A 12,490-nucleotide genomic window follows, 5' to 3' on the forward strand; every position below is an offset into this window, starting at 1 on the left:
CCGAATCTGTAACCCGCACCGTCGCGTCAAATCAGCAACGCGCTAGTCCAGCCCCTGTGCCGCCGGCATCTCCTGGGTCGGCATGATCGTCGGGGCCGGCTTGGCCTGACCGACGGTTGGCGCGGCGGTTTGAGGTGCGGCTTCAGTGGGCTTTGCCTGCACCGCAGCGGTCTGTTGTGCGGGCTGCGCCTGCGGCGCTTCTGCCTGCTGCGCAGCTGGCGCGGCCGGCTTGGCGGCGGCGACAGGCGCCTCGCCGCGGCGCGGGGCAGCCTTCGGCAGCGGCACGGTACGGCTGGCGACATGCGGGATCGAGGCCGGCGGACGCGGCGGACCGCTGCGGACCATGGTCGGCGGCGGCAGCGCGCTTTGCGGACGGTAAGGTGCAACCATCGGCACTTCATCGCTGGGCGCCATGCCGAAGGCGTCGGCGGCCGGCATGAAGCGCAGAATTCGCCCGTCACGGGCATCGATCACCAGCCGGCCGTCGTCGCCGCGGCGGTCGATCACCGCGATGGTGTAGACGCTGCCGCGCAGGCGCGGGATGCCGAGCGGCGAGAAGCCGTTGTCGCGCAGCACCGCGTAGACCTCGATCGACGGCAACAGCGCCGGCGCCGGGCCGCGCTCCTCATAGCCATAGCCGTAGCCGTAACGCGGCGGCGGTGGTGGCGCGGCTTCCGGCGGCCCATAGGGTCCGTCGAAATCCGAGACCGCGATATAGGCGCCCCGCGCAGCGCCGTTGGCTGGAACTTGTGCCTCGGCGGCCGTTGCCACCAGCGCCAGCGTGGCAGCGGCCACACATCCTGTGAAAAACTTCATGGTCGACACGCTCCTGTCAGGCCCCCGAATGCCTCGCGCTCTTTCGCTTCTTGTGGCGTGGCGCACCTTTCGAAGGGCTAATCCGAAGCTTCATTCGGGATTTCGGCGTCGGCAGGGCCGGATCAGGGCGCGTTTGCTTCAAAACCGGGGCCGCGTGCCATGCGGAAACCGCTGATTGACACTCTGGGAATCGGGACTTCCGCGCGCTTGTGTGATAGACAAAAATTTGGCAAGGTGATGGTTAGGACAGGAAGACTGTCTCAATTTTGCTTGCAGTTCCGGCATACGGATTGCAACGAAAGTCGGTGCTTTCGAGCGCCAGGAAGGCAACAGGCAAAGCCGTTCTCGGGGACGAAGAACGCCTTGGCCTGAATTTAAGAAAATGCGGCTCGCTGCGGACGAGCGGTGACCCAGAGGCGGGTGCCGCGGAACGCCCAAGGTGCGCCGAAGATAGCGGTGAGGCAGCTTGCCGCATGGAGAGGATTGGAACAATGAACGGGTCGCAATTCGAGCGCGCAAACATCGTGGCAGAAGAACTGTCGGCGACGGTCGCCTCGAAAACGACTGATCCGATTCAGGAACACAATTCGCGCCCGCCGGCCGTAGGTCTGTACGATCCGAGCCTGGAGAAGGATTCCTGCGGCGTCGGCTTCATCGCCAACATCAAGGGCAAGAAGTCCCACGAGATCGTCGCGGACGCGCTCAGCATCCTCTGCAACCTCGAGCATCGCGGCGCCGTCGGCGCCGATCCGCGCGCCGGTGACGGCGCCGGCATCCTGGTGCAGATCCCGCACGCCTTCTTCAGCCGCAAGGCCAAGGAGCTCGGCTTCGCATTGCCGGCTCCGGGCGAATACGCCATCGGCGCGCTGTTCATGCCGCGCGACACCGCCTGGCGCAACGTCATCAAGAGCATCATCGCCGACCAGATCAAGGAAGAGGGCCTGACCCTGCTCGGCTGGCGCGACGTGCCGACCGACAATTCCTCGCTCGGCGTCACCGTGAAGCCGACCGAGCCCGCCTGCATCCAGGTGTTCATCGGCCGCAACGGCACCGCCAAGACCGAGGACGATTTCGAGCGCCGGCTCTACATCCTGCGCAAGTCGATCTCGCAGGCGATCTACCAGCGCCGCGACCGCGGCCTTGCGGGCTATTACCCCTGCTCGATGTCGTGCCGCACCGTGATCTACAAGGGCATGTTCCTCGCCGACCAGCTCGGCAAGTACTATCCCGATCTGCACGAGGCGGACTTCGAGAGCGCGCTCGCGCTGGTGCATCAGCGCTTCTCGACCAACACCTTCCCGGCGTGGTCGCTGGCGCATCCCTACCGCATGATCGCGCACAACGGCGAGATCAACACGCTGCGCGGCAACACCAACTGGATGGCGGCGCGGCAGGCTTCGGTCAGCTCCGAGCTCTACGGCAAGGACATCAACCGGCTCTGGCCCATCTCTTATGAAGGCCAGTCGGACACCGCCTGCTTCGACAACGCGCTCGAATTCCTGGTGCAGGGCGGCTACTCGCTGCCGCACGCCGTCATGATGATGATTCCGGAGGCGTGGGCCGGCAATCCCCTGATGGATGAGAAGCGCCGCGCCTTCTACGAATATCATGCCGCGCTGATGGAGCCGTGGGACGGCCCCGCCGCGATCGCCTTCACCGACGGCCGCCAGATCGGCGCCACGCTCGACCGCAACGGATTGCGGCCGGCGCGCTATCTCGTGACCAAGGACGACCGCATCGTGATGGCGTCCGAGATGGGCGTGCTGACGATCCCCGAGGACCAGATCATCACCAAGTGGCGCTTGCAGCCCGGCAAGATGCTGCTGGTCGACCTCGAGCAGGGCCGCCTGATTCCGGACGACGAGATCAAGGCCGAGCTCGCCCGAAGCCATCCCTACAAGGAGTGGCTGGAGCGGACCCAGATCGTGCTGGAAGAGCTGCCGAAGGTGCCGACCACCGGCGTGCGCTCCAACCTGTCGCTGCTCGATCGCCAGCAGGCGTTCGGCTACAGCCAGGAAGACATCTCCATCCTGATGACGCCGATGGCCTCCACCGGCGAGGAAGCCGCGGGCTCGATGGGCAACGACACGCCGATCTCGGCGCTGTCGGACAAGGCCAAGCCGCTGTTCACCTACTTCAAGCAGAACTTCGCGCAGGTCACCAACCCGCCGATCGACCCGATCCGCGAGGAGCTGGTGATGAGCCTCGTCTCCATCATCGGACCGCGGCCGAACCTGTTCGACCTGCAGGGCCTCGCCACCACCAAGCGTCTCGAAGCGCGCCAGCCGATCCTGACCGATGCGGATCTCGAAAAGATCCGCTCGATCTCCGATGTGGCCGAGTCGCACTTTAAGTCGCGCACGCTCGACACCACCTTCCACGCCGGTCTTGGTGCTGCCGGCATGGACCAGGTGCTCGACGAGCTTTGCGCGCGCGCGGAAGCCGCCGTCCGCGAGGGCGTCAACATCATCATCCTGTCCGACCGCATGGTCGGCACCGATCGGGTGCCGATCCCGGCACTGCTGGCCTGCGCCGCCGTGCATCATCATCTGATCCGCGTCGGACTGCGCACGTCGGTCGGTCTCGTCGTCGAATCCGGCGAGCCGCGCGAAGTGCATCACTTCGCCTGCCTGGCCGGCTACGGTGCCGAAGCGATCAATCCCTATCTCGCGTTCGAAACCATCGTCGCGATGAAGGACCGCCTGCCCGGCTCGCTCGACGATTACGAGATCGTCAAACGCTACATCAAGTCGATCGGCAAGGGCCTACTCAAGGTGATGTCCAAGATGGGCATCTCGACCTACCAGTCCTATTGCGGCGCGCAGATCTTCGATGCGGTCGGCCTCAAGGCCGACTTCGTCTCCAAGTTCTTCGCCGGCACGCATACCCGCGTCGAGGGCGTCGGCCTTGCCGAGATCGCGGAAGAAGCGGTGCGCCGTCATGCCGACGCGTTCGGCGAGGCGCAGGTCTACAAGACCGCGCTCGATGTCGGCGGCGAATATGCCTATCGCAGCCGCGGCGAAGACCATGCCTGGACCGCGGAGTCGGTCGGGCTGCTGCAGCACGCCGCCCGCGGCAATTCGCTGGAGCGCTACCGCGCCTTCGCCAAGATCCTGAACGAGCAGTCGGAGCGGCTGTTGACGCTGCGCGGCCTGTTCCGGATCAAGAACGCGGACGAGGAGAAGCGCAAGCCGATCCCGATCGACCAGGTCGAGCCGGCCAAGGACATCGTCAAGCGCTTCGCCACCGGTGCGATGAGCTTCGGCTCGATCTCGCGCGAGGCGCACACCACGCTCGCGATCGCCATGAACCGGATCGGCGGCAAGTCGAACACCGGCGAAGGCGGCGAGGAAGCCGACCGCTTCAAGCCGATGCCGAACGGCGATTCCATGCGCTCGGCGATCAAGCAGGTCGCCTCGGGCCGCTTCGGCGTCACCACGGAGTATCTCGTCAACTCCGACATGATGCAGATCAAAATGGCGCAGGGTGCCAAGCCCGGCGAAGGCGGCCAGCTGCCCGGCCACAAGGTCGACGCGACCATCGCCAAGGTTCGTCACTCGACGCCGGGCGTCGGCCTGATCTCGCCGCCCCCGCACCACGACATCTATTCGATCGAGGATCTGGCGCAGCTCATCTACGATCTCAAGAACGTCAATCCGACGGGCGACGTCTCGGTCAAGCTCGTCTCCGAGATCGGCGTCGGCACGGTCGCCGCCGGCGTTGCCAAGGCGCGCGCCGACCATGTCACCATCGCGGGCTTCGAGGGCGGCACCGGCGCTTCGCCGCTGACCTCGATCAAGCACGCCGGCTCGCCGTGGGAAATCGGCCTTGCCGAAACCCACCAGACCCTGGTGCGCGAGCGGCTGCGCAGCCGCATCGTGGTCCAGGTCGACGGCGGCTTCCGCACCGGCCGTGACGTCGTGATCGGCGCGCTGCTCGGTGCCGACGAGTTCGGCTTCGCCACCGCGCCGCTGATCGCGGCCGGCTGCATCATGATGCGCAAGTGCCATCTCAACACCTGCCCGGTCGGCGTCGCGACCCAGGACCCCGTCCTGCGCAAGCGCTTCACCGGCCAGCCCGAGCACGTGATCAACTACTTCTTCTTCGTCGCCGAGGAAGTCCGCGAGATCATGGCATCGCTCGGCTTCCGCACCTTCAACGAGATGATCGGCCAGGTTCAGCTGCTTGATCAGACCAGGCTGGTCGCGCACTGGAAGGCCAAGGGCCTCGATTTCTCGAAGCTGTTCGTCAAACAGAAGGAAGAGAAAGGCCAGAAGATCTATCACTCCGAGCGCCAGAACCATCATCTGGAAGCGGTGCTCGACCGCACGTTGATCGAGAAGGCGACGCCTGCGCTCGACCGCGGCGCGCCGGTGAAGATCGAGGCCAGGATCAACAGCACCAACCGCTCCGCGGGCGCGATGCTGTCGGGCGCGGTCGCCAAGATCTACGGTCATGCCGGCCTGCCGCACGACACGATCCATGTCGGCCTCAAGGGCACCGCCGGCCAGGCGTTCGGCGCGTGGCTGGCGCAAGGCGTCACCTTCGAACTCGAAGGCGAAGCCAACGACTATGTCGGCAAGGGCCTCTCGGGCGGCAAGATCATCGTCAAGCCCCCCGCCAACAGCGGCATCGTGCCGGAAGAGAGCATCATCGTCGGCAACACGGTGATGTATGGCGCCATCCAGGGCGAGTGCTACTTCCGCGGCGTCGCCGGCGAGCGTTTCGCCGTGCGCAACTCGGGTGCGGTGGCGGTCGTCGAAGGCGCCGGCGATCATTGCTGTGAATACATGACCGGCGGCATCGTGGTCGTGCTCGGCAAGACCGGGCGCAACTTCGCGGCCGGCATGTCCGGCGGCATCGCCTACGTGCTCGACGAGAGCGGCGACTTCGACAAGCTTTGCAACATGTCGATGGTCGAGCTCGAGCCGGTGCTGTCGGAAGAGCTGATCAACGCCGGCACCTATAACCACTCGGGTGACCTCGAGGCGCACGGCCGGGTCGACGTGTTCAAGAACCTGCTCGACTCCGATGTCGAGCGCCTGCACGTCCTGATCTCGCGCCATGCGAAAGCGACCGGCTCCAAGCGCGCCGCCGACATCCTTGCCAACTGGAAGGACTGGCTGCCCAAATTCCGCAAGGTGATGCCGGTCGAATACCGGCGCGCGCTGCGCGAAATGGCCGCCAACGCGGACGCCGAGCCGAAAATCGCGATCGGCGCGTAGGCCAATAAGCCCTCATGGTGAGGAGCGCGATAGCTGCGTCTCGAACCATGAGGTCACCAGCGGGGCCTTTCATCCTTCGAGACGCGGCGCGAAGTGCGCCGCTCCTCGGGATGAGGGTCTGGCTAGAGAGAAGACGAATTTAAGCGGCAGGGACTTCGGGTTTAATGGGCAAGATCACGGGTTTTCTCGAAATCGAACGGCATGACCGCAAGTACACCCCGGTCGCCGAGCGCGTGAAGCATTACAACGAGTTCGTCGTTCCCTTGACCGAGAAGGAAACGCGCGACCAGGCCGCGCGCTGCATGAATTGCGGCATTCCCTATTGCCACGGCACCGGCTCGGTCGCGCCCGGCACGCCCGGCTGCCCGGTCAACAACCAGATCCCCGACTTCAACGACCTCGTCTATCAGGGCAATTGGGAAGAGGCCTCGCGCAACCTGCACTCGACCAACAATTTTCCGGAGTTCACGGGGCGCATCTGCCCGGCGCCGTGCGAAGCGTCCTGCACGCTCAACATCGACGACAACCCCGTCACCATCAAGACCATCGAATGCGCGATCGTCGACCGCGCCTGGGACAATGGCTGGCTGAAGCCGGAAGTGGCGACCGTCAAGACGGGCAAGAAGGTCGCCGTGATCGGCTCCGGTCCGGCCGGGATGGCCTGCGCACAGCAGCTCGCGCGCGCCGGCCACGATGTGCATCTGTTCGAGAAGTTCGCCAAGGCCGGCGGCCTGCTGCGCTACGGCATCCCCGACTTCAAGATGGAGAAGGGCGTCATCGACCGCCGCGTCAAGCAGATGGAAGGCGAAGGCGTCACCTTCCACTACAACAGCCATGTCGGCGCCGAGGGCAATGTCGACCCGCGCGAGATGCTCAACGAGTACGACGCGGTCGCGCTGACCGGCGGCGCGGAAGCCCCGCGCGACCTGCCGATCCCCGGCCGCGACCTTCAGGGCATCCACTACGCCATGGACTTCCTGCCGCAGCAGAACCGCCGCGTCTCCGAGGAGCCGCTCGGCGGCGTCCAGGAGATCCTGGCCGGCGGCAAGCACGTCGTCGTCATCGGCGGCGGCGACACCGGCTCTGACTGCATCGGCACCTCGCTGCGCCAGGGCGCGCTCTCGGTGACCCAGCTCGAGATCATGGCCGCCCCGCCCGAGCGCGAGAACAAGGGCCTGACCTGGCCGAACTGGCCGCTCAAGATGCGCACCTCCTCCAGCCAGGCCGAAGGCGCGATCCGCGAATACGCGGTGCTGACACAGAAGTTTTCCGGCGAGAACGGCAAGGTCAAGAAGCTGCACTGCGTGCGCGTCGACGACAAGTTCAAGCCGATTGCCGGCACCGAGTTCGAGCTCGACGCCGAGCTCGTCCTGCTCGCGATGGGCTTCGTGCATCCCGTGCACGAGGGCCTCTTGAAGCTGCTCTCAGTCGACCTCGACCCGCGCGGCAACGTCAAGGCCAACACGCTGGACTACCAGACCTCGCGCCCGAACGTGTTCACCGCCGGCGACATGCGCCGTGGCCAGTCACTGGTGGTGTGGGCGATCCGCGAGGGCCGGCTGTGTGCGCGGTCGATCGACACGTTCCTGATGGGGAAGACGGATCTGCCGCGCTGAGTTTTTTGCTCGGCCGACAAATCAGCAAACGATGTCATCGCCCGGCTTGACCGGGCGATCCAGTATTCCAGAGACGTCAAACGTATACGGATAAGCCGCGGCGTACTGGATGCCCCGGTCAAGCCGGGGCATGACAGCAGAGTAGGTGGCGAGAACGGAGCCAACTCAGCCGCATGCGCATACGCTCAAACGCGCTCCGCCATGCCCGCTAATTCTGCAACCTCACCCCCACCAACATCACCGTCCCTTGCGAGCTCGAACCCGGCTGGTTCGAGTTCAGGATGTCGTGGCGCAGCGTGCCCTTGATCCAGATGTTGCGGTTGAGCTTGTAGATCAGATTGCCTTCGAGCGAGTAGGTTTGGTCGTTGCGATTCTGGTTCTGGTAGTCGTAGGTGCCGTAGGTGAACTTGCCGACGGCGGTGAGCCAGCGGCGGAAGTCGTGATCGACCTCGATCCCGTAGGTGTGCACCAGCACGCCGGAGGAGCCGGGGACCGTGGACTCCGCGATCTGCGTGTCGGTGGCGAATTTCACCGTGGTCAGGCCGCTCGCATTCCAGATCAGCGAGCCCGCGGTGAGGAAGCCCGCGAGCTGGCTGAGGTGCGGGTCGACATAGTTGCGCGCGGTATAGCCGACCGAGATCTCGCCGATGAGGATGCGCGAGAATTCGAACGACGAGCCAACTTTGGCGTAGCCGCCGTTCGAATCGCGGAAGTAGCCGTTGCGGTCGGCGGCCTGGTCGTGCACGCGGGTGTCGCCCTCGATCTCGACGAACGGTTTCAGGCCCGGCTTCAGGTCGTAGGAGAAGCGGCCGATGCCGCCATACTGGTTGAAGTCGCGATCGCCATTGCTGAAGGTCGAGCCATCGGTGAGCTTGGAATCGGTGTAGGCGGTGCGATCCACCGTGGCGCCGGCTGCGACCTGGAAGCGATTAAAAGTCTGGTCGAAGCCGAGAGTGGTGCCGTAGGCGGCGTAGACCGGATATTTCTGCAGGCCGGCCTGCACGTTCGGGCTGCCGGGATTGTCGGTGGCGAGCCGCAGGCGGAGCTGCGAGGTCAGCTTGAAATCGCGGTCGACGTCGAGGCGGCCGTCGACATGGCCGGTGAAATCGGGGCGGTCGATCTCGACCGGCGACGGCGAGGCGAAGCCGTCGATCGTCGCCGGCATGTTGTTGGTGTAGCCGGAGAACGAGCCGCGCAGATCGGCGACCAGCGCGTGGCGCTCCCAGTCGGACATCACGAGAAGATCGGGCGCGACGACAAAGGCCGGCGAGCCGACCGGCTTGTTCAGGCGCGCCGGATTGGTGTCGTAGCCGGCGGAGAGCTCGAGCCCGCCCTTGATCAGGAAGCTGCCGGCGTAGTCGCCGACCGCGCCGAACGCGTCGTCATCGAGCTTGAGGCGACGGCGCAGCGGCTGGCCCGGCACGTTACCGGCCAACGCCGGCGGCACCGGCACCTTGTGTGCAGTCTCGGACGGCGGCGGCGCGATGCGCGGCGGCCCGAGCGTCCGGTCCGGCGTTGCCGGCGGCACCGGCGAGCCGGGTCCGACCGGGCGCTTCGGCTTCGGCTGCCCGGGATAGAGCTTGGGCTGCTGCCGCTTGCGGTTGAGCGAGTCGTAGCCGGAGCCGCTGGCGCCGTTGGCGGCCGGCAGGCCGTAAGTCGGGACCTGGCCGACGCGCGAGGTCGCCGGCGCCTGCTGGCGCTTGCGCGGATCGGCATTGGGATCGGGCAGCGCCGGGAGCGCATCCAACGGCGCCTGCGGCACGCCCGCCGTGCGGCGCGTCGGCAGCGTGTCGGGCGCGACGAAGCCGCCGCGGTTGGGATTGAACAGGTCGGGCGTGAGGCTCTGGGCGGCCGCCGGCGCGCTTTGCAGGGCGGTCAGCGCAAGGCACGGCAAAGCCGCGCGCAGGAAATGCCCGCGTTTGCTCCGGCTCGTGCCTGGAGGCGCCCCCACGATGTAAGAACTCCAACGAAATCAAAGACTTCCATGATGACCTCCACCGGTTGGCGGGAACCATCGTTAATGGAGTTAAAACAATTATGGTTAATGACCGGTTGAGGGCTTTGGCGGCCGCGTCGCCTCTCCCGCTCGGGCATGCTAAGCAGGCGCCAACGGGCGAGCGCCCCTCCTCCCTGGACCTGAACATGTCGAGCTCGAAACCGCTGATGACCCCATCATCCGGCCCCATCCCCGATAGCGTCGAATCCGCGCTCCGCACACTGGAGACGGAGAGCGGCGGCATCAATGCGCTCGCCGCCGCCCTGCGCGGTCCGCTGGGCGCGACCTTCGCCAAGGCGGTCGACCTGATCCGCAACGCCAAGGGCCGCGTCATCGTCACCGGCCTCGGCAAGTCCGGCCACATGGCGCGCAAGATCGCGGCGACGCTGGCCTCGACCGGCACGCCGGCCTTCTTCGTCCACACCGCGGAAGCCGCCCATGGCGACCTCGGCATGATCACCGCCGACGACGTCATCATGGCGCTGTCCTGGTCCGGCGAGCAGCCGGAGATGAAGACGCTGGTGAACTATTCGGCGCGCTTCGCGATTCCCATGATCGCGGTGACGTCGAACGCGGCGTCCTCGCTGGGACAGGCCGCCGACATCGTGATCGAGCTGCCGAAGGCGCGCGAAGCCTGCCCGCACAATCTGGCGCCGACCACCTCGACGATGATGCAGGTCGCAATCGGCGATGCCATCGCGATCGCGCTGCTCGAGGGCCGCGGCTTCACCGCGCTGGAGTTCGCGCATTTCCACCCGGGCGGCAAGCTCGGCGCGATGCTGAAATTCGTCCGCGACTACATGCGCACGGGCGCGGAGATCCCGCTCAAGCCGCTCGGCACCAAGATGTCGGACGCGGTGATGGAGATGTCGGCCAAGGGCCTGGGCTGCGTCTGCATCGTCGACGATGCCGGCGGAATCGCGGGCATCATCACCGACGGCGATCTGCGCCGCCACATGCGGCCTGATCTGCTGACGGCGTCCGTCGACGACATCATGACCACGCAGCCGAAGACCGTGCCGCCCTCGATGCTCGCCACCGAGATGATCGAAGTGCTGAACACGCGGAAGATCACGACGCTGGTCGTGACCGAAGCGGACAAGGTGGTGGGCATCGTGCACCTGCACGATCTGCTGCGGGCGGGCGTGGCGTAGTTTGTCTTCGCCTCTCCCCGCTTGCGGGGAGAGGGAGTCTACTGCGGAAACCGCGCAGCCTTCTCCTCCAGCGGCAGCTTCAGCCCGTTCGCCAGGTACGACACCGTGCGGTAGAAGCCGCACAGCAGCATGATCTCCAGGATCTGGGCCTCGTCGTAATGCGCCGACAGCGCGGCGAATTCCTCGTCGTCCAACGTCGCGCGGTGATGCAGCGCGTCGACGGCGGCGATCAACGCCTGCTCGGCCGGCGACCAGCACGGTGACGTCGCATCGCCCCGCGCGGTCGCGTGCACCTCCTCCTCGCTGAGCCGCGCCGGCCCGGCGAAGATCGCGACATGCACGCCCCATTCATATTCGCATCCGGTCAGCGCGCAGGTGCGGTCGATCACGATCTCGCGCTGGCGCAGGGACAGCGGACCGGGATCGAGCAGACCGCCGGCGCGGAACTTGTCCCAGGCGCGGGCGTGGCCCGCCATCACCCGGAACAGCGCCAATGGCGGGGCGCCGCGCATGATGCGGTCGAATTGCGCCTGGATCTCCGGGGGATAAGGCGGGACGAGCGGCGCGATCCGCGGCGCGGCCTGGGACATCAGCTGTCTCCGTTGCTACAATTATCGTAGCAATACGCTACATTATTTGTAGCACCGCGCAAGAGGGGCCGGGATGACGAAACAGGCAGCACCAGGGAGCCGCAACGTCCGCGGCTCGCGCACCGGCCGGCCGATCATGGCGCTGCTCGACCTGCTCGGCCGACGCTGGAGCCTGCGGATCCTGTGGGAATTGCGCGACCAAGCCCTCACCTCCCGCGCGTTGCGCACCGCCTGCGACGAGGCCTCGCCGACGGTGCTGCAGGCGCGGCTGACGGAGCTGCGCGACGCGGGGTTCGTGGAGCTGGGCGACGGTGGCGGTTACGGGCTGACGGCGCTTGGGCGCGAGCTGTGCGAGACATTCATGCCGTTGCACCGGTTTGCGGACAGATGGAAGAGGTAGCGCAGCCAAGCACGCTGCCTTCCCTTCTCCCCTTGTGGGAGAAGGTGGCATAGGCGGCCTACGGGCGCCGTTCTTAAGGTCGCCGAAGCAAAGCTTCGGCTATGGCGCCGGATGAGGGGTATCTCTCCACAAACTCAGTATCGCGTTCGGCGAGAGAGACCCCTCACCCGTCTCGCCGCTACGCGGCGAGCCACCCTCTCCCACAAGGGGAGAGGGGAAGAAAGAATCACGCCGCCGCCACAGTGAGATTCGCACCGTCCACCTGCACCACCTTCACCCGCGTCCCGGCCGGCGTATCGGGCCCGGCCACGCGCCACACCGTGTCGCCGAGGCGCACGGTGCCGTTGCCGTCGATGATCGGCTTCTCCAGCGTGAACTCGCGGCCGAGCAATGCTTCGCTGCGCTTGTTCAGGAAGGGGCTGGTGCTTGCGTCCAGCTTCGGCCGCGCGAGGCGGCGCCACACCGGCACGGCGGCGGCAGCGAAGATTGCGAACATCACGAGCTGGATCTGCCACGACACGGCGACAGCAAAGGAGATCAGGCCGACCAGCAACGCGGCGAGCCCGAGCCAGAACAGGAATACGCCTGGCGCCAGCACCTCCAGCGCCATCAGGATGAAGCCGAAGATCAGCCAGTTCCAGGTGCCGAGCGATACGAACATGTCGGTCATGACACGACCTCTTTATGCTGGCG

Annotated in this window: 8 protein-coding genes; 4 read left to right on the top strand and 4 right to left on the bottom strand. The window is 66.1% G+C overall.

The window, feature by feature from the left end:
* Positions 1-42: 42 nt before the first annotated feature.
* Positions 43-816 (bottom strand): hypothetical protein, encoded by a 774-nt coding sequence (locus QJT78_RS22755; RefSeq protein ID WP_028148095.1) that lies wholly within the window; start codon positions 814-816, stop codon positions 43-45.
* Positions 817-1,307: 491 nt separating this feature from the next.
* On the opposite strand from QJT78_RS22755, the gene gltB reads away from it, so the two are divergent.
* Both gltB and QJT78_RS22765 read left to right on the top strand, forming a co-directional pair.
* The gene (gene gltB / locus QJT78_RS22760) at positions 1,308-6,041 is read left to right on the top strand and encodes a glutamate synthase large subunit (RefSeq protein WP_028148096.1); all 4,734 of its coding nucleotides are present in this window, start codon (positions 1,308-1,310) and stop codon (positions 6,039-6,041) included.
* A 164-nt stretch (positions 6,042-6,205) separates the two neighbouring features.
* Positions 6,206-7,657 carry a glutamate synthase subunit beta gene (locus QJT78_RS22765; RefSeq protein WP_028148097.1) on the top strand — a complete coding sequence of 484 codons (1,452 nt, stop codon included), beginning with the start codon at positions 6,206-6,208 and terminating at the stop codon, positions 7,655-7,657.
* A 208-nt stretch (positions 7,658-7,865) separates the two neighbouring features.
* On the opposite strand, the gene QJT78_RS22770 is transcribed toward QJT78_RS22765, so the two are convergent.
* The gene (locus tag QJT78_RS22770; protein WP_212490633.1) at positions 7,866-9,608 is read right to left on the bottom strand and encodes an outer membrane beta-barrel protein; all 1,743 of its coding nucleotides are present in this window, start codon (positions 9,606-9,608) and stop codon (positions 7,866-7,868) included.
* 191 nt (positions 9,609-9,799) lie between these two features.
* On the opposite strand from QJT78_RS22770, the gene QJT78_RS22775 reads away from it, so the two are divergent.
* A complete protein-coding gene (locus QJT78_RS22775; RefSeq protein WP_028148099.1) occupies positions 9,800-10,807 on the top strand; it encodes a KpsF/GutQ family sugar-phosphate isomerase in 1,008 nt (335 codons plus the stop codon).
* 38 nt (positions 10,808-10,845) lie between these two features.
* Here QJT78_RS22775 and QJT78_RS22780 read toward each other — a convergent pair whose 3' ends face one another.
* Positions 10,846-11,397, bottom strand: a complete 552-nt coding sequence (locus QJT78_RS22780) for a carboxymuconolactone decarboxylase family protein (protein WP_028148100.1) — start codon at positions 11,395-11,397, stop codon at positions 10,846-10,848.
* A gap of 73 nt (positions 11,398-11,470) precedes the next feature.
* Between QJT78_RS22780 and QJT78_RS22785 the strand changes: the two genes are divergently transcribed.
* Positions 11,471-11,797: a helix-turn-helix domain-containing protein gene (locus QJT78_RS22785; RefSeq protein WP_028148101.1), complete on the top strand. Its 327-nt coding sequence runs from the start codon at positions 11,471-11,473 to the stop codon at positions 11,795-11,797.
* Between the two features lie 226 nt (positions 11,798-12,023).
* Here the strand turns inward: QJT78_RS22785 and QJT78_RS22790 are convergent, their stop codons facing one another.
* Complete coding sequence (locus tag QJT78_RS22790; protein ID WP_028148102.1) at positions 12,024-12,467, bottom strand: NfeD family protein; 444 nt, start codon at positions 12,465-12,467, stop codon at positions 12,024-12,026.
* Positions 12,468-12,490 lie beyond the last annotated feature (23 nt).

Source organism: Bradyrhizobium sp. Mp27 (assembly GCF_029953005.1).
Taxonomy (GTDB): domain Bacteria; phylum Pseudomonadota; class Alphaproteobacteria; order Rhizobiales; family Xanthobacteraceae; genus Bradyrhizobium; species Bradyrhizobium barranii.